This is a genomic window from Achromobacter sp. FW305-C-30-7, assembly GCF_058783105.1.
In genome coordinates, this window is record NZ_JBYSYI010000018.1 from 1 (window position 1) to 20,631 (window position 20,631).

The following is a 20,631-nucleotide window of genomic DNA, read 5'->3' on the forward strand; positions in this document are numbered from 1 at the left end:
AGGGAAGGCCGAAGGCCTGGACGAAGATGACGACGGGGCAGTCCGGAGCGAAGGCTCCGGACCGCAATCGTGGGCGCCCGCCACTCAGACGCCCGCGCCGACGGGCGGCCTACGAAAGAGCTGGGACCATCGAAGTCCGAAGCCCCACCAACGAAGCCCCACGGAACTCAACACCAGGCAGCCACACAGCCAGGAAGCTAAAAATCCCGCCTACTTCCCAGCACTGTCCGACCAGCCCTTGGACAACTCCACAGCCTGCCTCCACCGCTTCATCCGCGCAGCCCGTACAGACTCCGGCCAAGTTGGCTCGAACGTCCGTTCCGCCTGCCACTTCGAGGCAAACTCATCCAGTCCCGACCAGAACCCCACCGCCAGTCCCGCCAAGCCCGCAGCCCCCAGCGCAGTCGATTCGGACACGCGCGGACGCACCACCGGGACGCCCAGCAGGTCCGCCTGCATCTGCATTAGCAAGTCGTTGCGGGCCGCGCCGCCGTCCACGCGCAGCTCGGTCAGCGCGATGCCGCTGTCGCCGTTCATGCAGGTCAGCAGTTCCGCGCTTTGCAGCGCGATGGATTCCAGCGTGGCGCGGGCGATGTGGGCGCGGGTGGTGCCGCGGGTCAGGCCCACCAGGGTGCCGCGCGCATAAGGGTCCCAGTGCGGCGCGCCCAGGCCGGCGAAGGCCGGCACCATGAAGACGTCGTCGGTGTCGGCCACGCTGGCGGCCAGGGATTCGATTTCTTCAGAGCGCTGGATGATGCCCAGCCCGTCGCGCAGCCATTGCACCGCGGCGCCGGCCACGAACACGCCGCCTTCCAGCATGTAGGTCGGGCGCCAGCCGCCATTGCCGGCCTGCGGCAGGCCCCAGCCTACCGTGGACAGCAGGTGGTTGCGGGATTGCACCGGCTTGTCGCCCACGTTCATCAGCATGAAGCAGCCGGTGCCGTAGGTGTTCTTGGCCATGCCCGGCGTGAAGCAGGCCTGGCCGAAGGTGGCGGCCTGCTGGTCGCCGGCGTCGCCAGCGATGGGGATGGAGCCGCCCAGCCATTCGGGCAGGGCCTCGCCCACCACCGCGCTGCTGGGCGCGATTGCCGGCAGCACGCTGCGCGGGATCTTGAGCAGCGCCAGGATCTCGTCGTTCCAGTCCTGCGTGTGCAGGTCGAACAGCATGGTGCGCGACGCATTGCTGGGGTCGGTGCTATGCACCGCGCCGCCGGTCAGTTGCCAGATCAGCCAGGTGTCCACGGTGCCGAAGGCCAGCTCGCCGCGTTCGGCCATCTGGCGCGCCCCGGGTACGTGGTCCAGCAGCCAGGCGAGCTTGGTGCCGGAGAAATAGGCGTCCAGCACCAGGCCGGTGCGCGATTGCAGGAAATCGGCGTGGCCGTCCTGGCGCAGCTGGTCGCACATTGGCGCTGTTCGGCGGTCCTGCCAGACGATGGCGCGGGCCAGCGGGCGGCCCGTGGCGCGTTCCCAGATCAGGGTGGTCTCGCGCTGGTTGGTGATGCCGATGGCGGCGATATCGGCGGCGGTCGCGCCGGCGTTGCGCAGAGCCTCGCGGGCCACGTCCAGCTGGCTGTGCCAGATCTCGCTGGCGTCGTGTTCGACCCAGCCCGGCCGCGGATAGTGCTGGCGGAATTCGCGCTGGCCTACGCCGCGCACCACGCCTTCGCGGTCGAACACGATTGCGCGGGAGCTGGTCGTGCCCTGGTCCAGGGCTAGGACAAATTCATTCGTCGTCACTTTGTTTGGCGCCGTTCAGGTGTGCCCCGGCCAGAGGTTCGAGGCGTCTAAAGGAGAAGGTCGAGGCCATGCACAGCACGCCGACGACGATGAAGCCCGCGACGACGTCGCGGATCGCCAGCGTTTCCGCGCCGCGCAAGGACATGCTGATGTTCAGCGTCACCGCGGCCACGCCCACGCCCAGGCTGATGCCGAGCTGTTGCGCCATGGCGGCGAAACTGCTGGCGCGGCTCATCTTGGACGGGGGGATGTCGGCATAGGTTAGCGTATTTACCCCGGTGAATTGCAGCGAACGGAAAAAGCCGCCGACCAGCAGGATGGCGATCATCAGCCACACCGGCGTGGTGGGCGTGAAGGCGCCGCAGATCACGATGAACGCGCCCGCCAGCACGGCGTTCACGGTCAGCACCCGGCGAAAGCCGAAGTGCTTCACGATGGGGGTGGCCACGAACTTCATCAGCAGCGCGCCCGCCGCGCTGGCGAAGGTGATCAGGCCGGCCGCGAACGGCGTGAGGCCGAAGCCGACCTGCAGCAGCATGGCCAGCAGGAAGGGCGTTGCGCCCACGGCGAAGCGGCATAGGTTGCCGCCCAGCGTGGAAATGGCGAAGGTGGGGATCCGCATCAAGGACAGGTCGATGATGGGATGCTCCGTACGCTTGGCATGCCAGCCGTAGAGCAGGCCGCAGACCGTACCCACGGCGATCAGCCCCAGCAGCATGGACAGCGGCATGACGTCGCGGCCGATGGCCTCGAAGCCGCTGACCAGGGTGGCCAGGCAGATCGCGCTGAGCAGGAAGCCCGGCCAATCCAGGCGCGGGGCGGATTCCTCGCGGATCTCCGCGACGTAGCGCAGCACCAGGAAAATGCCCAGGATCCCGATGGGGATATTGATCAGGAAGATCCAGTGCCAGGACATATAGGTGACCATGAAGCCGCCCAGCGGCGGTCCGATCACCGGGCCCAGCAGGGCCGGAATGGAAAGGAAGGACATGGCCTTCAGCAAGTCCTGCTTGGGCACGGTGCGCAGCAGGATGATCCGTCCCACCGGCACCATCATCGCGCCCGCCATCCCCTGGACGATGCGGGCCAGGACCAGCTGCGGCAGATCCTGGGACAGCGCACAGGCCACGGAGCTGAGCGTGAACAGGCCGATCGCCGCCACGAACACCCGCCGTGCCCCGTAGCGGTCGGCCGCCCAGCCGCTGACGGGTACGAAAACCGCCACCGAAAGCAGATAGGACGTAATGGCCACGTTCAGCCGCACGGGGGTGGATCCCAGGGCGCGGGCCATGGCCGGCAGGGCGGTGGCCACCACGGTGGCGTCCAGCATCTGCATGAACAGCGCACAGCCCACAATGAAGGGAATCATGCGCGCCGCGCGCGCTGCTTGCTCACTGGAAAGAGGAGCGGGACGGGCTGCTGCTGCGGATTCTGCGGACATGGCGGGAGGAGGCGATGGGTGCCGCGAGATTGTAACGCCGGGGGGGTGACCGCCGTGAAGTAAACTCCCTACATCCGAAACCCATTGAAATTGGTGCCATGGCGACCAACTACGAATCCGAGATCACCCTTTTCCTGAAAGACTTCAAGCAATCGCACCCTGGCACCGAAGAGCGCCAGCGCGAGGGCCGCGCCCGTCTTTGGGACAAACCGCAGGATTCGGAACTGCTGGAAGGCTTCCGCGCGGCCCGCGTGCCGCAAAGGCCGTACGTCTACCAGGCCGACTGAGCCCATTGCGGCAATCATGGCCCAACACGCTTCCGTCCCGGGCGACGCCCTGGCCGCGCTAGTGGAACCGCCCGTCGACAGCACCCCTGACACCATCGACAGCGTGGCGTTCGCGCGCCTGTATGGCGAGCCGCTGTTCCAGATGCCCACGGACCTGTACATCCCGCCGGATGCGCTGGAAGTGTTCCTGGAAGCGTTTGAAGGGCCGCTGGACCTGCTGCTCTACCTGATCCGCAAGCAGAACTTCAATGTGCTGGACATCCCCATGGCGGATGTTACGCGGCAGTACCTGTCGTATGTGGACCAGATCCGCATCCACAACCTGGAGCTGGCCGCCGAGTACCTGCTGATGGCGGCGATGCTCATCGAGATCAAGTCGCGCATGCTGCTGCCGGTCAAGAAGAGCGACACCGGCGAAGAGGCGGAAGATCCGCGCGCCGAACTGGTGCGCCGCCTGCTCGAATACGAGCAGATGAAGCTGGCCGCCAAGAAGCTGGACGCGATGCCGCAGCTGGGCCGCGACTTCGTCAGCAGCCAGGCGGTGGCCGACCTGAGCGTGGAACGCATGTTGCCCGAGGTCAGCGTGGACGATCTGCGCGCGGCCTGGGCCGACATCATGAAGCGGGCCAAGCTGAACCAGCATCACCACATCACGCGCGAACAGCTGTCCGTGCGCGATCACATGACGCACATCCTGCGGCGCCTGAACGACGTGCGCTTCATGGAATTCGGCGATCTGTTCATGGAGCGCGTGCGCGAAGGCGCGCCGGCGGCGGTGGTGGTCGTGCATTTCATCGCCATGCTGGAACTGGCCCGCGAATCCCTGCTGGAAATTACGCAGGCCGAGCCCTATGCTCCCATCTACGTGCGCCTGGCCTACACCAGCGTGGCGGCGGTCGCGGCCTGATCCTGACCGGGCTGCCCCCAACCCCGGAGAGACCCCTTGAAAGTCGTACATACCATCCAGGAACTGCGTGATCACCTGCGCGGCCAGAACCGCGTGTCGTTCGTGCCCACCATGGGCAACCTGCACGAAGGCCACCTGTCCCTGATGAAGCTGGCGCGCCAGCATGGCGACCCGGTGGTGGCCAGCATCTTCGTGAACCGCCTGCAATTCGGCCCCAACGAGGATTTCGACCAATATCCCCGCACGCTCGCCGCCGACATCGAGAAGCTCGAGCGCGAGCGCGACGTCTATGTGCTGTTCGCGCCGAATGAGCGCGAGATGTATCCCGAGCCGCAGAGCTTCCGCGTGCAGCCGCCCGACGACCTGGGCGACATCCTGGAAGGGGAGTTCCGCCCCGGCTTCTTCGAAGGCGTCAGCACCGTGGTGCTGAAGCTGTTTTCCTGCGTGCAGCCGCGCGTGGCGGTGTTCGGCAAGAAGGACTATCAGCAACTGATGGTGGTGCGCAACATGTGTCGCCAGTTCCAGCTGCCGGTGGATGTGCTGGCGCACGAGACCGTGCGTGCCGAGGACGGCCTGGCGCTGTCCTCGCGCAACCGCTATCTGAGCGAAGCCGACCGCGCCGAAGCGCCCGCGCTGTACGCCGCGTTGCAGCGGGCCGGCCAGCGCCTGGCCCAGGGCGAACGCGATGCCGCCGCCCTGGAGCGTGAAGCCACCGAGACCCTGACGCGGCGCGGCTGGCAGGTGGACTACGTGGCCTTGCGCCGCCAGCGCGACCTCAAGCGCCCCGAAGCCGCCGACCTGCAGGCCGGCGAACCGCTGGTGGCCCTGGCGGCCGCCAAGCTGGGCGCGACCCGCCTGATCGACAATCTGGAACTGGCCTATACGGCCTGAGACGGCAAGGTTTTGGGGGTGGCGTTCGTGTCCACCCCTGAAAGAACTGCCAGCTTACGTCGTGGCGGGCGGCGGATCAGACTCGACGCAATCCTACATTGCAAGCGAGCCGCCCCATGCAAGCTCCCCGTCCCGACCTGGAAGCCGTCCTTTCCTCGCTCACGCCCCGTGAACGGCAGATCGTCACCTACGTGGCCGCCGGCCGTCCCAACAAGGTCATCGCCATAGACCTGGGCATTTCGCTGCGTACGGTGGAAGCCCACCGCTCCCGCATTTTCACCAAGCTGCAAGTCCGCAACGCCATGCAATTGGCCTGCCGGCTGTGCGAGCACGGACGCTCCGGCGCGTCGCCCGTGCCGGGCGCGGCGGACACGGACCGCGAACATGCGCTGATTCCCATGCCTTTGGCGGGCAGCGCCAGTCCAAGCTATGTGCTGCATGAGGCGCCGGGGCCGGAATACGGCCGATGTCTGGCAAGCTCCGCGTCATCCTCATCCTCATCCTTTAGCGATCCCGGCGCGGATCCGGGGCGCGATACGGACTAGCCCAAAAGCACCGGGCCCGACGAACGCAATATTCGTCGGGCCCGGGGTTTGGGATGCTTGCACGGCGGCGCGTTCAATGGCCGCCGGCGGGTTTCAAGGGCACTTGGGCGCTGCGGCCTTGGCCAATTCGTCGATCGGATCCAGATCCGGCTGACGAGTCAGGTTGTAGTTCAGGTTGGGCGTCTGGCCATCGATGGAACGCACGCGCAGCACGTTGTTGGCTGCAACCACGAATTCCGCGCGGCCGTTGCCCTTGCCGTCCATCAGGATGACGCGCGGCGGGCGCTCTTCGGTGGCGTCCCAGCAGCCTTGCTCGGTGACTGGCGGGCCTTTCTTGGGGTCATTTTCCAGATAGGCCACGCGACCGCGCCAGCGGCCGTTAGGCGCCAGCGTCAGCGTCACGCGTTGCGCCGTGCACTGCATGGCGGGCGAGAAGCACGGCAAGGTGCCCATATAGGTTTGCGGTTGCGGCACCAGGCTTTGCACGGCCGCGTTGGGCGCGGCGGGGCTGGCTGCGACGGGCGCGCTCGCGGCTGATGCCGTGGTGGTGTGCTCGGTGTCGGCCGGAACAGCCTGGCCGTCTTCGGTGGTCTGGCCGCCGGCGGCAGCCTGGGCGGCCTGATTCTGGTTCTTGCGGGGGGCGTCCGGCTTGAGCGCGATCTGCACTTGCGACGGCGCGCGGATGATGCTGCGGTAACCCGCGCCCGATCCCTGGTACTGCGCGTCGGTCACGGTGCTTTCAGCCGGGGGGTCGTAATAGCCTTCGGTCTTCTGTTGGGCGCAGCCGGCCGCGCCCAATGCGGTGCCTGCGAGCAGCAGCCCCATGACGCTGAGTTTGCGGGAGCGGGTACCGATTTCTACGCGCGCGGTCATGGCAGCTTATCCGTATGTTGAGTCTGTCTCCGATTTTACGCACTTATGCGAAGATTCGATACGTTCCCCTTAGCCGCTCTTGGGCATCGTCAACACTTTATGCACTATTTACGACACGGCCGCTGCCGGCCTGCCACGCGCACTGACGCCCGCTTCTGGTGCGGCGCCGCTGCGGGTGTGCGTCGCGCGGGCGGATGACGGCGATGCGGCATGTCTTCGATCTGCCTCTGGGCGTCTTCATCGGCCTGGCGGCATTGGCCGGCCTGTTCGTCGGCAACTGGCTGACGGTGCTGACGCACCGGCTGCCGCGCATGATGGAACAGGAATGGCAGGCGCACTGTCAGGAGGCTGCGGGCAAGCCGCCTGCCGCGAGCCGTTATGGCCTGTGGTCGCCGGCCTCGCACTGCCGCGCTTGCGATACCCCGGTGGCTGGTTGGCGGCGGCTGCCGCTGCTGGGCTGGCTGCTGCTGCGGGGCCGCTGCGGCGCCTGCGGCGCGGCCATAGGCTGGCGCTACCCGGCCATCGAATTGCTGACCTGTGCGCTGTTCGCCGCTTGCGCCTGGCGTTTCGGCGCCACGCCGCTCGCCCTGTCCGCGATGGGCTTGTCGGCCGCGCTGGTGGCGCTGGCCTGGATCGATTTTGAATCGACGCTGCTGCCCGACGCGCTGACCCAACCGTTGCTCTGGGCCGGGTTGCTGGTCAATCTGTTCGACGCCTTTGCGAGCCTGCAGATGGCGGTAGTCGGGGCGGTGGCGGGCTACGTCTTTCTGTGGGTTATCTTTCATGTATTCCGCCTGCTGACGGGGCGCGAGGGCATGGGCTACGGCGACTTCAAGCTGCTTGCGGCCCTGGGCGCATGGTTCGGCGTGGAAGCCTTGCCGACGCTGCTGCTGAGCGCGTCGCTGCTGGGCGTGCTGATCGGCGGCGCGTTGACCTTGAGCGGCCGCGCCGGCCGCGGACAGCCCCTGCCGTTCGGCCCCTATCTTGCGCTGGCGGGCGTGGTGACGCTGCTGGTGGGCGGCGAACTTGGGTTGGGGCAGTTTTTGCAATAGGGCGGTTTGTGCCCTGCATGGGATGGGCGGTATGTTGAAAATAGGTCTGACGGGCGGCATCGGGTCGGGCAAGTCCCGGGTCGCGGACATGCTCGCGGAATGGGGCGCCACGCTGGTCGATACCGACGAGATCGCGCGTACGCTTACCGCCGCGGGCGGCGCAGCCATGCCCGCGATCGAACGCGAGTTCGGCCCGCGCGCGCTGACGCCGGACGGCGCGCTGGACCGCGCCTGGATGCGCGACCAGGCGTTCTCGGATCCGCAGGTGCGCTTGCGGCTGGAGGCCGTGCTGCATCCCGTCATCGGCCACGAGACCGAGCGCCAGGCCGATGCCGCGCGCGGCGTCTATCTGGTCTTCGTGGTGCCGCTGCTGGTGGAGTCGCTGCCGCGCTGGCGCTCGCGCCTGGACCGCATCTGCGTGGTGGACTGCGACCCCGACACGCAGGTGGCGCGGGTACGGCAGCGCAGCGGGCTGACGGAGCCAGCCATCCGGCGTATCATGGCGGCACAGGCTGCGCGGGCAAGCCGTCTGGAAGTCGCCGATGACGTCATCGTCAATGACGGCGGCACGACGCCGGATCAATTGCGCGCGCAGGCGAAGACCCTGCATGACCGCTGGCTTGCGCTGGCGAGCACGACGGGCCGGCAAGCCCCAGGCTAGGCTGGCACCCCTGAATAACATTGGCCAGCCGGCCAGACACAGATGGGCCTGTAAAGAAGCGTGATTGTTTACGAATACCCCTTCAATGAGCGCATCCGCGCTTATCTGCGGCTGGAATACCTGTTCGACAGGTTGTTCTTCTTTGCCCGCGAGGGGGACTCGCGCCTGCATCAGGTTGCCGTCACCTCCCTGTTCGACCTGCTCGACGCCTGCGAACGCACCGACGTGAAGGGCGCGGTCCTGCAAGACCTGGAGCGCCAGCGCATGGCGCTGGTCGGGCTGCGCGATCACCCCGGCGTGGCGCAGGACGCGCTCGAAGCCATGCTGCGCGAAATGGAAAAGGTGACCACGGCGCTGGCCGCGCCCGGCAAGACCGGCCAGTCCCTGCGCGAAAACGAATGGCTGACCAGCCTGCGCGGACGCTTGTCCGTGCCGGGTAGCGCCACGCAGGTCGACATGCCGTCGTACTTCGCCTGGCAGAACAAATCCGAGGCCGCCCGCTGCGCCGACCTGCAGGCCTGGGTCGCGCCCTTCATCCCTTTGTATGACGGCCTGACCCTGGCCCTGCGCCTGCTGCGCGAATCCGGCCGCAAGTCCGACGTCGTGGGCGAGCAGGGCGCTTACCAGCAGATGCTGGGCGGCAAGCAGTTCCAGCTGCTGCGGGTCTGGTTGGACCCGTCCCAGGGCGTATTCCCCGAGATTAGTGCCAATAAGTACATGATCTGGATACGTTTTTCGACCCAGGACGGGGAATTCAAGCCGCAGCAGGTCGCCCGCGACGTGCCCTTCCAGATGACCCTTTGCAGTTCGTAGGAAGGGTGTAGCGCGAGCGTCCCCGCGTAAGCACATCGTCGCTCAACGCGCGCAACCCTGCCCCTAACCGGTCAGGCAGCGCCAGCGCGGAACTGGGTCCGCCAAGCGCCAGGGGTAAGGCGCCCCGCCTCCGTTCCGCCCATATTCCTGTTGCTCCCAGTTTCAACTAAGGAGCGCGGCGCTGGAAACCGGGACGGTCTGGTACACAATACGGCTTTCTCCGCCCGTGCCGGAACTGTTCCATGCCTGATAGCCGTCCCGTATCTCCGCCCACCCGTTGGACCCGCCGCCGCCTGCTTGGGCTGGCGTTGGTATTGCTAGTTGCGGCGGGCGTCGCCTGGCTGGTGTTGCGGCCCGCGGCCAAGCCGGGCGGGGCAGGCGGGCCGGGAGCGCGTGGCGGCAGGCCACCGGCGGGCGCCATGATGACGCCGGCAGTGCCGGTGCGCATTGCCACGGCCACCAAGCAGGACATCGACATCTACCTGAAGTCGCTGGGGACGGTCACCGCCTACAACACCGTTACCGTGCGCAGCCGCGTCAGCGGCGAACTGGTGGAAGTGGCGTTCCAGGAAGGTCAGCGCGTGAAGGCCGGCGACCTGCTGGCGCAGGTGGACCCGCGGGCGTTCCAGGTGGCGCTGGACCAGGCGCGCGGCACGCAGATGCAGAATCTGGCGCAGCTGGAGAACGCGCGGCGCGACCTGCAGCGCTATCAGGCCCTGTACAAGCAGGACTCGATCGCCAAGCAGCAAGTCGATACGCAGGCCGCACTGGTGCGCCAGTACGAAGGCACGGTCAAGAGCGACCAGGCCAATGTGGACAACGCCCGCCTGCAACTGGACTACGCGCGGATCACGGCGCCGATCAGCGGCCGCCTGGGCCTGCGCCAGGTGGACCGCGGCAATCTGGTGTCCAGCTCTGACACCAATGGCCTGGTGGTGATCACCCAGACCCAGCCGATTTCCGTGGTCTTCACGCTGCCCGAGACCCAACTGCCCGAGGTGCGCGCCGAGATCGCGGCCGGCAAGACGCTGGCCGTGGACGCCTACGACCGCGCCGACACCCGGCGCATCGCCACCGGCCAGCTGGAAACCATGGACAACCAGATCGACGTGACCACCGGTACCTTGAAGCTGAAGGCGCGCTTCGAAAACGCCGACGACGCGCTCTTCCCCAACCAGTTCGTCAACGTGCGCCTGCACGTGCTCACGCGCAAGGACGTGACCGCGATCCCCACCGCCGCCATTCAGCAAGGTTCGGCCGGCGCCTTCGTGTTCCTGGTGCAGCCGGACAATACCGTGCAGGTGCGCCAGCTGAAGCTGGGCGCGGTCAACAATGGCATGGTGGCCGTCAACGAAGGCCTGCAGCCCGGCGACCGGGTGGTGGTCGAAGGCACCGACCGCCTGCGGGCGGGCGCCAAGGTGGAAGTGGCTGGCGGTTCGGACGTGATCCCCGCCGCCCGCGACAAGAACCTGGGCGCGGGCGCCCCGGCCGGCACCACGCCGCCGTCGAAATAAGCCGGGAAACATCGTGAGCCCGTCGCGCCTGTTCATCCTGCGTCCGGTGGCCACCACGCTGTCGATGGTTGCCATCCTGATCGCCGGTTTCATCGCCTACCGGCTGCTGCCCGTTTCGGCGCTGCCGGAAGTGGACTATCCGACGATCCAGGTGGTGACGCTGTATCCCGGCGCCAGCCCCGACGTGATGACCTCGCTGGTCACCTCGCCCTTGGAGCGGCAGTTCGGGCAGATGCCCGGCCTGAACCAGATGTCGTCCACCAGTTCGGGCGGCGCGTCGGTCATCACGCTGCAGTTCAACCTGACCCTGCCGCTGGACGTGGCCGAACAGCAGGTGCAGGCGGCGATCAACGCGGCCTCCAACCTGCTGCCCAGCGACCTGCCGGTGCCGCCAACCTACAACAAGGTGAACCCGGCGGACGCGGCGGTGTTGACGCTGGCCATCACCTCGCCCACCATGCCGCTGCCGCAGGTGCGCGACCTGGTGGATACGCGGGTGGCGCAGAAGCTGTCGCAGATTCCCGGCGTGGGCCTGGTCAGCGTGGCGGGCGGGCAGCGCCCGGCGGTGCGGGTGCAGGTCAATCCGCAGGCGCTGGCGGCCAACGGCTTGGCGATGTCGGACCTGCGCACGGCCATCGTCGGCGCCAACGTCAACCAGCCCAAGGGCAACCTGGACGGGCCGCAGCGCTCCACCACCATCAACGCCAACGATCAGCTCAAGACGCCCACCGATTACAACGACCTGATCATCGCGTACAAGAACAACGCGCCGCTGCGCCTGTCCGACGTGGCGCGCGCGGTCGAAGGCGCCGAGGACACGCGCCAGGCGGCCTGGGCCGGCGACAAGCCCGCCATCCTGCTCAACATCCAGCGCCAGCCGGGCGCCAACGTGATCGACGTGGTCAACCGGATCCAGGCGCTGCTGCCGCAGTTGCGCGCCGCCTTGCCCGCGACCCTGGACGTGAGCGTGGTGTCCGACCGCACCCAGACCATCCGCGATTCGGTCGCCGACGTGCAGTTCGAGATGATGCTGGCCGTGGCCCTGGTGGTCATGGTGACCTTCGTGTTCCTGCGCAGCCTGACGGCCACGCTGATTCCCAGCGTGGTGGTGCCGCTGTCGCTGGTGGGCACCTTCGGCATCATGTATCTGGCCGGCTTCTCCATCAATAACCTGACCCTGATGGCGCTGACGATTGCCACCGGTTTCGTGGTGGACGACGCCATCGTCATGATCGAGAACATCGCCCGCCACATCGAGGAAGGCGAAACGCCGCTGCAGGCCGCGCTCAAGGGCGCTTCGCAGATCGGCTTCACGCTGATCTCGCTGACCTTTTCGCTGATTGCGGTGCTGATCCCGCTGCTCTTCATGACCGAAGTGGTGGGGCGGCTGTTCCGCGAGTTCGCCATCACGTTGGCGGTATCCATCCTGATATCGCTGGTGGTATCGCTGACCTTGACGCCCATGATGTGCGCGCGCCTCCTGCGCGCCGAGTCCGAGCAGAAGCATGGCCGCTTCCATCAGGTCACGGGCGCCTTCATCGACCGCGTCATCGCCGGCTACGACCGCTGGCTGCAGGTGGTGCTGCGCCACCAGCCGCTGACGCTGATCGTGGCGCTGGCGACTTTCGCGCTGACCGTGCTGCTTTACCTGGTGATTCCCAAAGGTTTCTTCCCGCAGCAGGACACCGGCCTGATCCAGGCCATCACCCAGGCGCCGCAATCGATCTCCTTCCCGGCCATGTCCGAGCGCCAGCGCACGGCCGCGCGCCTGGTGCTGGAGGACCCCGACGTGCAGGCGGTGTCGTCCTTCATCGGCGTGGACGGCAGCAACGCCACCTTGAGCGCCGGCCGCATGCAGATCGCGCTCAAGCCGCAATCCGAGCGCAACGGCGACCTGCGCACGGTGATGGCGCGGCTGGAGCAGGCCCTGGCCAAGCAGGACGGCCTGACGGTCTACATGCAGCCGGTGCAGGACCTGACCATCGAAGACCGCGTGAGCCGCACGCAGTACCAGATGACCTTGTCCAATCCCGACCTGAAAGTCCTGAGCGAATGGACGCCCAAGCTGGTGAACCGTTTGCGGCAGGTGCCCGGCCTGAAGGACGTGACCGACGACCTGCAGGACGACGGCCTGCAGACCTGGGTCGAGATCGACCGCGACGCCGCGTCGCGGCTGGGCATCACGGCGGCGGTGATCGACGAGGCTTTGTATAACGCCTTCGGCCAGCGGCTGATTTCCACCATCTTCACCCAATCCAACCAGTACCGCGTGGTGCTGGAGGTCGAGCCGCAGTTCCAGGTGACGCCAGCCTCGCTGGGGCAGATCCATGTACCCACTTCGACCGGCGCGCAGGTGCCGCTGTCGTCGGTGGCGCATATCAGCGAGGGCAAGACCGTGCTGGCCGTGAACCGGCTGGACCAGTTCCCCATGGTGACGGTGTCCTTCAACCTGGCGCCGGGCGCCTCGCTGTCCGGCGCGGTGGAGGACATCATCGCGGCCGAGGCCGAGATCGGCCTGCCCACCGGCGTCGAGACGCGCTTCCAGGGCGCGGCGCTGGCGTTCCAGAATTCGCTGTCCAGCACGCTGTGGCTGATCCTGGCCGCGGTGGTGACGATGTACATCGTCTTGGGGGTGCTGTACGAGAGCTATATCCATCCCATCACCATCCTGTCGACCTTGCCCTCGGCCGGTGTGGGGGCGCTGCTGGCCTTGCTGATCAGCGGCACTGAACTGGACATGATAGGCATCATCGGCATCATCCTGCTGATCGGCATCGTCAAGAAGAACGCCATCATGATGATCGACTTCGCGCTGGACGCGGAGCGCAAGCGCGGCCTGAGCCCGCGCGCGGCCATCCATGAGGCGGCGCTGCTGCGCTTCCGGCCCATCTTGATGACCACGCTGGCCGCGCTGTTCGGCGCGCTGCCGCTGATGCTGTCGACCGGCACGGGCGCGGAACTGCGTCAGCCGCTGGGCCTTGTGATGGTGGGCGGGCTGCTGCTGTCGCAGGTGCTGACGCTGTTCACCACGCCCGTCATCTACCTGATGTTCGACCGCATGTCGCGTCGCTGGCGCGGCGTGGAGCAGGCCCCGGCGGGGGATGCGTCATGATCCTGTCGGCACCTTTCATCGTCCGGCCGGTAGCGACCACGCTGCTGAGCCTGGCGGTTGTGCTGGCAGGCATGCTGTCGTTCTTCCTCTTGCCCGTGGCGCCGCTGCCGCAGGTGGACATCCCCACCATTTCGGTCTCAGCCAGCCTGCCGGGCGCCAGTCCCGAAACCATGGCGTCCAGCGTGGCCACGCCGCTGGAACGTTCGCTGGGCAGCATCGCCGGCGTCACCGAGATGACTTCCAGCAGCTCGCAGGGTTCCACCCGCATCACGCTGCAATTCGATCTGTCGCGCGACATCAACGGCGCGGCCCGCGACGTGCAGGCTGCCATCAACGCGGCGCGCTCGCTCTTGCCGACCAGCCTGCGCAGCAATCCCACGTACCACAAGTCCAATCCTTCCGACGCGCCCATCATGACGCTGGCGCTGACGTCCGACACGCTCAGCCAGGGCCAGCTCTACGACATCGCGTCGACCATCGTGGCGCAGAAGCTGTCGCAGGTGGACGGCGTGGGCGAAGTGACAGTGGGCGGCAGTTCGCTGCCGGCGGTGCGCGTCACCGTGCTGCCGGGCGCGCTGGCCAACCGCGGCGTGTCGCTGGACCAGCTGCGCGCCACGCTGGCCAATGCCAACGCCAACCGTCCCAAGGGCGTGCTGGAGAATGACCGCTACCACTGGCAGATCATGGCCAGCGACCAGCTCAGCCGCGCCGAGCAATACCGGCCGCTGATCGTGGCTTGGAAGGACGGCGCGCCGGTGCGCGTGTCCGACGTGGCCCGGGTCGAGGATTCGGTCGAGGACCTTTACCAGACCGGCTTCTACAATGACCGCAAGGCCATCCTGATGATCGTGCGGCGCCAGGCCGACGCCAACATCATCGAAGCGGTGGACGCGGTGCGCGCGCAGTTGCCCATCCTGCAGGCCCTGATGCCGGCGGACGCCCATATGACGGTGGCGCAGGACCGCACGCCCAGCATCCGCGCGTCGCTGCACGAAGCCGAGCTGACGCTGATCATCGCCGTGGGCCTGGTGGTGCTGGTGGTGCTGCTGTTCCTGCGGCGCTGGCGCGCGGCCATCATCCCTAGCGTGGCGGTGCCGGTGTCGCTGATCGGCACCTTCTGCGTCATGTACCTCAGCGGCTTCACGCTGAACACCATTTCGCTGATGGCGCTGATCGTGGCCACCGGTTTCGTGGTGGACGACGCCATCGTGGTGCTCGAAAACATCATGCGCCACGTGGAGCGGGGCATGTCGCCGATGCGCGCGGCGCTGCGCGGTTCGCGCGAAGTGGGCTTCACGGTGCTGTCGATGAGCCTGTCGCTGGTGGCGGTGTTCATCCCCATCCTGCTGATGGGCGGCGTGGTCGGGCGGCTGTTCCGCGAGTTCGCGGTGACGCTGTCGGCCGCCATCATAGTGTCGCTGGTGGTGTCGCTGACCTTGACGCCGATGATGTGCGCGCGCCTGTTGCGCCAGGAAGCGCCGGAAGAGAAGCCGCCCGGACGGCTGGCGCGCTGGTCCGAGCGTGGCTTTGAATCCATGCTGGACGGCTACCGCCGCAGCCTGCGCTGGGCGCTGACGCACAGCCGCCTGATGATGCTGATCCTGGCGGTCGCGGTGGGCCTGAACGTTTACCTGTACACCGTGGTGCCCAAGGGCTTCTTCCCGCAGCAGGACACGGGCCAGCTGCTGGGATTTTTCCGGGTGGACCAGGGCACCTCGTTCCAGGCCACGCTGCCCAAGCTGGAAGCGCTGCGCAAGGTGGTGTTGGCGGATCCGGCGGTGCAGAGCATGACGGGCTATGCCGGCGGACGGGGCGGCAGCAACAGCAGCTTCATGCAGATCCAGTTGAAGCCCCTGGAAGAGCGCCAGGTCTCGGCGGACGTGGTCATCAACCGGCTGCGCGGCAAGCTGCAGAACATGCCGGGCGCGCGCATGTTCCTGGTGTCGCAGCAGGACATCCGCATCGGCGGCCGCCAGAGTCAGGGCTCCTACGACTACACGCTGATGGCGGGCGACCTGCAATTGCTGCGTACCTGGATGCCCAAGGTGCAGCAGGCCATGGCGCAGATTCCCGAGATCACCGATGTGGATACCGATGTCGAGGACAAGGGCCGCCAGATCAACCTGGTGATCGATCGCGAGGCCGCGACCCGCCTGGGCGTGAGCATGTCCACGATCTCCACGGTGCTGAACAACTCCTTTAGCCAGCGCCAGGTGTCGGTGATGTACGGGCCGCTGAACCAGTACCACGTGGTGCTGGGCGTGGACCCGAAGTTCGCACAGGACATAGAATCGCTGCGGCAGGTCGAGGTCATCACCGCGGCCGGCGCGCGCGTGCCGCTGTCGGCTTTCACCCGCCTGGAAAATGCCAACGCGCCCCTCAGCGTGCAGCACCAGGGGCTGTTCGTGGCCGATACCATCTCGTTCAGCCTGGCGCCGGGCGTGTCGCTGGGCCAGGCCACCAGCGCCATCGATGCGGCAGTGGCGCGCATCGGCCTGCCATCGGACCAGATCCAGGCCGGCTTCCAGGGCACGGCTGCGGCCCTGCAGCAGACGCTGGCGCAGCAACCCTGGTTGATCCTGGCCGCGCTGGTCACCATGTACATCGTGCTGGGCATCCTGTACGAAAGCTTCGTACATCCGCTGACCATTCTGTCGACTCTGCCGTCGGCCGGACTGGGCGCGCTGCTGGCGCTGCTGCTGGTGCGCTACGACTTCACGCTGATCGCGCTGATCGGGGTGTTCCTGCTGATCGGCATCGTCAAGAAGAACGCCATCATGATGGTGGACTTTGCGCTGGACGCCGAACGCACCCAGGGCATGAGTCCGCGCGACGCCATCTTCCAGGCTTGCCTGACGCGTTTTCGCCCCATCATGATGACGACCATGGCCGCCATCTTCGGTGCGCTGCCGCTGGTGCTGGCCACCGGCGCCGGGGTCGAGATGCGCCAGCCGCTGGGCATTACCATAGTCGGCGGCCTGGTCCTGAGCCAGATCCTCACGCTGTACACCACGCCCGTGGTCTATCTTTACCTGGACCGCTTCCGCCTCTGGGCCGCGCGCAGGCGCGGGCCCAAGGGCGGGTCCTCCGCTTCCATAGAACCTACATGATGCGCATCGCCAAGCCTGTCCCTAACCTGTTCCTTCCCCGCAGCATCGCCGTGGCCGCGCTGTGCGCGCTGCTGGGCGCTTGCGCGGTCGGCCCCGATTACCAGCGTCCGGCGCTGGACGTGGGCACGGCCTACAAGGAAGGCCAGGGCGAAGTCGAAGGCTGGAAGCCGGCCCGGCCGCTGGACCAGGCCGAGCGCGGCGCATGGTGGCAGGTCTATGACGACGCGACCCTGAACGGCCTGGTCGAACGCCTGAATGCCTCGAACCAGACCGTGGCCCAGGCCGAGGCCAACTACCGGCAGGCGCTGGGCCTGGTGCGCGGCGCGCGCGCCGGCTTCTTCCCGACAGTGGGCGCGGGCGCGGGTATGACGCGCTCGGGCAGCGGCGGCGGGCAGAACGGCTCCACGTCCTCGTCCGGCAGCAATGTCTCGAACCAGTATTCGCTGACCGGCAACGTCAGCTGGGAAGTGGACCTGTGGGGCCGCGTGCGGCGTAGCGTGGAATCCTCGGAAGCCAGCGCCGCGGCCAGCCTGGCCGACCTGGGCGCCACGCGCCTGAGCGCGCAGGCCGCGCTGGTGCAGGCTTACCTGCAATTGCGGGTGCTGGACGAGCAGAAGCGCCTGCTGGACGCCACCGTGGCGGCCTACGAAAAATCCTTGCAGCTGACGCAGAACCGCTACGCCGTGGGCGTGGCCGGGCAGGCCGACGTGGCCGTGGCGCGCACGCAGGTGGAAAGCACGCGCGCGCAGTCCATCGACCTGGATTGGCAACGCGGCCAGCTCGAACACGCCATTGCCGTCCTGATGGGCCAGGCGCCGTCGCAGTTCAGCTTGCCGCCCACGGTGTTCGCGCTGCAACTGCCGCAGATCCCGGTGGGCCTGCCCTCCGAACTGCTGGAGCGCCGACCCGATGTCGCGGCCGCCGAACGCCGCGCCGCCGCCGCCAATGCGCAGATCGGGGTGGCGCAGGCCGCGTGGTTCCCCAGCCTGACGCTGTCGGCCGACGGCGGTTTCCGCAACGGCCAGTTCGCGGAACTGCTGACGGCGCCGGCGCGCTTCTGGTCGCTGGGACCGGCGCTGGCGCTGACCATATTCGACGGCGGCGCGCGCGAAGCGCAAGTGGAACAGGCCCGCGCGTCCTACGACGCGCAGGCGGCCGCTTACCGTCAGGCGGCCTTGACCGGACTGCGCGAGGTCGAGGATTATCTGATCCAGCTGCGCGTCATGGAAAACGAACAGGTAGTGCAACGCCGCGCGCTGGAATCGGCGCGCGAATCGCTGCGCCTGACCCAGAATCAGTACAAGGCGGGGCTGGTCGACTACCTGAGCGTGGCGGTGGTGGACGCCACCGCGCTCAACAGCGAACGCAATGCGCTGAGCTTGCTGGGCAACCGCTTTGCGGCCAGCGTCAATCTGATCGTGGCGCTGGGCGGCGGCTGGGAGGGCTTGCCTCCCGCCGGGGCGCAGGCGCGCGCGGACAATCAGGCCGCGCCTGCGGCAGCAACGCCCGCGCAGCCCTGATGTCCCGCCGCGCGGATGCGTGAGGGCACACTGGCGTGGTCAACGCCAGCGGCGTCTCAGCCGCGCGGCATGAAGGCGACGACCAGCCAGGCCGCCGCCGCCGGCACCGCGAACACCAGCAGCAGGATGGGCAGCTCCTCGCGCACCGTGTAGCCGGCGCGCGTGACGCCGACCCACATGTTGACGACCGACATCAGCAGCCACGCGGGCAGGAACCATTTGGCGGCGGCAATCGAGCCGGCCGCGTCGCCGCCCCATTGCTTGCCGAACAGCGCAAACACGGCCAGCAGCAGCAGGCCTCCGACGATGGTCAACAGTACGTGCATGGCGCCGCTCCTATTTGGTGGTGTAGCCGCCGTTGATCAGGACCGTCTGTCCGGTGATCCACCAGCCGTCCGACACCAGGAAGCGGATGAAGGGCACCACGTCCTCGATATCGGTCAGCCCGGTTTTCGAGAACGGCGACAAGGCGGCCGCGGTCTTATGGTACGCCACGGCGTCGGCGCCCTCGGCCGGATAGAAGAACGGCGTGTCCATCGGGCCGGGGCCTACCGCCGTCACCGAAATGCCGCGCGCGCCGAATTCCTTGGAGGCGGCGCGGGTGTAGTGCTCCACCGGCGCCTTGGTGCCGGCATAGGCCGCGTAGAAGGGCGTGTAGGCGCCCAGCAGCGAGGTCACCAGCGTGCAGATCTTGCCGTTGTCGTTGACGTGGCGGCCGGCTTCCTTCAGGAAGAAGAAGGCGGACTTCGAGTTCACCGCGGTCATCTCGTCGTATTCCGCCTCCGTGATTTCGGTGAAGGGCTTCTTGAGCACCTTGCCGACGGTATTGATCGCAATGTCCGGCCGGCCTACCGCGGCCACTGCGTCGGCGAACAGCTTTTCCATTGCGCTGGCCGAGCTCAGGTCGGCCTGCAAAGCGACGGCCTGCGCGCCGGCGGCCTGGACGGCGGCGACCGTCGCGTCCGCGTCGGCCTTGGTGCCCGCGCTGTTGTAGTGCACCGCCACCGCCCGCGCGCCTTGTTGCGCCAGATCCCGCGCGATCAAGCCGCCCAGGTTTTTCGCGCCGCCCGCGATGATGACGGTTTTGCCTTTGATTCCGTGGTCTGCCATGGTCCTCTCCGCTCTCGGGCTGCCGGATGCGAGCCCTTGTGCAGACGATGATATATTCCAAGAAATCCGCACAAAACTGATATTTCTGGTATCTCTATCCAGAAATTACGAACAGTGAGGCCAGGCCTCGCAGGAGCCATCCACCCCATGGACCGCATAGACCTGTTCCGGGTTTACGCCCGCGTCGTCGAGTGCGCGAACTTCTCGCGCGCGGCGGATACGCTGGGCCTGCCGCGTTCCACCGTGTCCGCCGCCGTGCAGGAACTGGAGGGACGGCTGGGCGCGCGGCTGTTGAACCGCACCACGCGGCAAGTGGCGCCCACGCAGGAGGGCGCGGCCTTTTATGAACGCTGCCTGCGCCTGGTGGCCGACATGGAAGAGGCCGAGAACCTCTTCCGTCACGCGTCGGTGGGCCCCGGCGGCATGCTGCGCGTCGATGTGCCCGGACGCGTGGGCCGTCTGGTCGTGGCGCCGGCGCTGCCGGCTTTCCTGGACGCCTATCCGCAGATCGACGTCACGCTGGGCGTGACCGATCGCGCAGTCAATCTGATCGAAGAAGGGGTGGATTGCGTGTTGCGGGTCGGCGTGCTGCCGGACTCTGGCCTGGTGGCGCGGCCGATAGGCATGCTGGGCCTGATCAATGTCGCCAGCCCGGCCTACCTGGCGCGCCATGGCGTGCCGTCGACGCCGGACGACCTGGCGGCGGGGCATGCCTGCGTGAACTACGCTTCGCCGTCCACTGGCCGGCTGGCGCCCTGGGAATGGCTGGACGGCGGCGTGTCCCGGACCGTGCCGTTGCGCGGGCGGGTCACGGTCAACAGCGCCGAAGCCTATATCGCCAGCTGCGTCGCGGGCCTGGGCTTGATCCAGATTCCGGCCTATGACGTGCAGCCGCAGATCGCCGCGGGCGAGTTGGTCGAAGTCATGCCGGACCACCGCCCCGCGCCCATGCCGATGACGCTGCTCTATCCGCAGCGGCGGTCTCCATCGCGGCGGGTGCAGGTGTTCGCGGACTGGCTGGAGGCGCTGCTGCGGCCGGCTTGCGGCCTGGGTTGAAC

Annotated in this window: 17 protein-coding genes; 12 read left to right on the plus strand and 5 right to left on the minus strand. The window is 67.4% G+C overall.

The features are described from left to right. Positions 1–210: 210 nt before the first annotated feature. Both glpK and AC3WOB_RS31045 read right to left on the minus strand, forming a co-directional pair. A complete protein-coding gene (gene glpK / locus AC3WOB_RS31040) occupies positions 211–1,737 on the minus strand; it encodes a glycerol kinase GlpK (protein WP_492277187.1) in 1,527 nt (508 codons plus the stop codon). Then, on the minus strand, positions 1,724–3,178 hold the full coding sequence (locus tag AC3WOB_RS31045) for a DHA2 family efflux MFS transporter permease subunit (RefSeq protein ID WP_041652145.1): 1,455 nt from the start codon (positions 3,176–3,178) through the stop codon (positions 1,724–1,726). Before AC3WOB_RS31045 ends, glpK begins: the two co-directional genes overlap by 14 nt. Positions 3,179–3,276: 98 nt before the next feature. Here AC3WOB_RS31045 and AC3WOB_RS31050 point away from each other — a divergent pair, with 98 nt between their 5' ends. The 4 genes from AC3WOB_RS31050 (at position 3,277) to AC3WOB_RS31065 (ending at position 5,808) form a co-directional block, all read left to right on the plus strand. Beyond that, positions 3,277–3,465 carry a DUF3460 family protein gene (locus AC3WOB_RS31050; RefSeq protein WP_013391300.1) on the plus strand — a complete coding sequence of 63 codons (189 nt, stop codon included), beginning with the start codon at positions 3,277–3,279 and terminating at the stop codon, positions 3,463–3,465. 16 nt (positions 3,466–3,481) lie between these two features. Beyond that, positions 3,482–4,372, plus strand: a complete 891-nt coding sequence (locus AC3WOB_RS31055) for a segregation and condensation protein A (protein WP_013391301.1) — start codon at positions 3,482–3,484, stop codon at positions 4,370–4,372. 36 nt (positions 4,373–4,408) lie between these two features. Further along, positions 4,409–5,263, plus strand: coding sequence for a pantoate--beta-alanine ligase (panC, locus tag AC3WOB_RS31060; RefSeq protein WP_013391302.1), 855 nt, complete (start codon positions 4,409–4,411; stop codon positions 5,261–5,263). A gap of 116 nt (positions 5,264–5,379) precedes the next feature. Beyond that, entirely contained in the window at positions 5,380–5,808 is a 429-nt protein-coding gene (locus AC3WOB_RS31065; RefSeq protein ID WP_492277188.1) for a response regulator transcription factor, read from the plus strand. 93 nt (positions 5,809–5,901) lie between these two features. Here the strand turns inward: AC3WOB_RS31065 and AC3WOB_RS31070 are convergent, their stop codons facing one another. Further along, positions 5,902–6,681, minus strand: a complete 780-nt coding sequence (locus AC3WOB_RS31070) for a copper resistance protein NlpE N-terminal domain-containing protein (protein WP_013391304.1) — start codon at positions 6,679–6,681, stop codon at positions 5,902–5,904. A gap of 203 nt (positions 6,682–6,884) precedes the next feature. Between AC3WOB_RS31070 and AC3WOB_RS31075 the strand changes: the two genes are divergently transcribed. The 7 genes from AC3WOB_RS31075 (at position 6,885) to AC3WOB_RS31105 (ending at position 18,463) form a co-directional block, all read left to right on the plus strand. Beyond that, a complete protein-coding gene (locus AC3WOB_RS31075; protein WP_041652146.1) occupies positions 6,885–7,733 on the plus strand; it encodes a prepilin peptidase in 849 nt (282 codons plus the stop codon). A gap of 31 nt (positions 7,734–7,764) precedes the next feature. Then, positions 7,765–8,394, plus strand: a complete 630-nt coding sequence (gene coaE / locus AC3WOB_RS31080; protein WP_013391306.1) for a dephospho-CoA kinase — start codon at positions 7,765–7,767, stop codon at positions 8,392–8,394. A 60-nt stretch (positions 8,395–8,454) separates the two neighbouring features. Next, positions 8,455–9,207 carry a cell division protein ZapD gene (gene zapD, locus AC3WOB_RS31085; protein ID WP_013391307.1) on the plus strand — a complete coding sequence of 251 codons (753 nt, stop codon included), beginning with the start codon at positions 8,455–8,457 and terminating at the stop codon, positions 9,205–9,207. Between the two features lie 242 nt (positions 9,208–9,449). Next, positions 9,450–10,721: an MdtA/MuxA family multidrug efflux RND transporter periplasmic adaptor subunit gene (locus tag AC3WOB_RS31090; protein WP_013391308.1), complete on the plus strand. Its 1,272-nt coding sequence runs from the start codon at positions 9,450–9,452 to the stop codon at positions 10,719–10,721. 13 nt (positions 10,722–10,734) lie between these two features. Then, entirely contained in the window at positions 10,735–13,833 is a 3,099-nt protein-coding gene (locus AC3WOB_RS31095; RefSeq protein WP_492277189.1) for an MdtB/MuxB family multidrug efflux RND transporter permease subunit, read from the plus strand. Continuing rightward, positions 13,830–16,943 carry a multidrug efflux RND transporter permease subunit gene (locus tag AC3WOB_RS31100; protein WP_492277190.1) on the plus strand — a complete coding sequence of 1,038 codons (3,114 nt, stop codon included), beginning with the start codon at positions 13,830–13,832 and terminating at the stop codon, positions 16,941–16,943. The genes AC3WOB_RS31095 and AC3WOB_RS31100 overlap by 4 nt, the downstream gene beginning before the upstream one ends. Further along, positions 16,940–18,463, plus strand: a complete 1,524-nt coding sequence (locus tag AC3WOB_RS31105; protein WP_492277191.1) for an efflux transporter outer membrane subunit — start codon at positions 16,940–16,942, stop codon at positions 18,461–18,463. The genes AC3WOB_RS31100 and AC3WOB_RS31105 overlap by 4 nt, the downstream gene beginning before the upstream one ends. A 56-nt stretch (positions 18,464–18,519) precedes the next feature. On the opposite strand, the gene AC3WOB_RS31110 is transcribed toward AC3WOB_RS31105, so the two are convergent. Beyond that, a complete protein-coding gene (locus AC3WOB_RS31110; protein WP_013391312.1) occupies positions 18,520–18,789 on the minus strand; it encodes a hypothetical protein in 270 nt (89 codons plus the stop codon). A gap of 10 nt (positions 18,790–18,799) precedes the next feature. Further along, positions 18,800–19,573 carry an SDR family oxidoreductase gene (locus tag AC3WOB_RS31115; RefSeq protein WP_492277192.1) on the minus strand — a complete coding sequence of 258 codons (774 nt, stop codon included), beginning with the start codon at positions 19,571–19,573 and terminating at the stop codon, positions 18,800–18,802. Between the two features lie 147 nt (positions 19,574–19,720). Here AC3WOB_RS31115 and AC3WOB_RS31120 point away from each other — a divergent pair, with 147 nt between their 5' ends. Beyond that, the gene (locus AC3WOB_RS31120) at positions 19,721–20,629 is read left to right on the plus strand and encodes a LysR family transcriptional regulator (RefSeq protein WP_492277193.1); all 909 of its coding nucleotides are present in this window, start codon (positions 19,721–19,723) and stop codon (positions 20,627–20,629) included. Positions 20,630–20,631: the final 2 nt, after the last annotated feature.

Coding starts and splice junctions, on each gene's coding strand:
- AC3WOB_RS31045 (WP_041652145.1), bottom strand. CDS start 3,178: ATGTCCGCAGAATCCGCAGCAGCAGCCCGTCCCGCTCCTCTTTCCAGT.
- AC3WOB_RS31050 (WP_013391300.1), top strand. CDS start 3,277: ATGGCGACCAACTACGAATCCGAGATCACCCTTTTCCTGAAAGACTTC.
- AC3WOB_RS31055 (WP_013391301.1), top strand. CDS start 3,482: ATGGCCCAACACGCTTCCGTCCCGGGCGACGCCCTGGCCGCGCTAGTG.
- AC3WOB_RS31065 (WP_492277188.1), top strand. CDS start 5,380: ATGCAAGCTCCCCGTCCCGACCTGGAAGCCGTCCTTTCCTCGCTCACG.
- AC3WOB_RS31070 (WP_013391304.1), bottom strand. CDS start 6,681: ATGACCGCGCGCGTAGAAATCGGTACCCGCTCCCGCAAACTCAGCGTC.
- AC3WOB_RS31075 (WP_041652146.1), top strand. CDS start 6,885: ATGCGGCATGTCTTCGATCTGCCTCTGGGCGTCTTCATCGGCCTGGCG.
- coaE (WP_013391306.1), top strand. CDS start 7,765: ATGTTGAAAATAGGTCTGACGGGCGGCATCGGGTCGGGCAAGTCCCGG.
- AC3WOB_RS31090 (WP_013391308.1), top strand. CDS start 9,450: ATGCCTGATAGCCGTCCCGTATCTCCGCCCACCCGTTGGACCCGCCGC.
- AC3WOB_RS31100 (WP_492277190.1), top strand. CDS start 13,830: ATGATCCTGTCGGCACCTTTCATCGTCCGGCCGGTAGCGACCACGCTG.
- AC3WOB_RS31105 (WP_492277191.1), top strand. CDS start 16,940: ATGATGCGCATCGCCAAGCCTGTCCCTAACCTGTTCCTTCCCCGCAGC.
- AC3WOB_RS31110 (WP_013391312.1), bottom strand. CDS start 18,789: ATGCACGTACTGTTGACCATCGTCGGAGGCCTGCTGCTGCTGGCCGTG.
- AC3WOB_RS31115 (WP_492277192.1), bottom strand. CDS start 19,573: ATGGCAGACCACGGAATCAAAGGCAAAACCGTCATCATCGCGGGCGGC.
- AC3WOB_RS31120 (WP_492277193.1), top strand. CDS start 19,721: ATGGACCGCATAGACCTGTTCCGGGTTTACGCCCGCGTCGTCGAGTGC.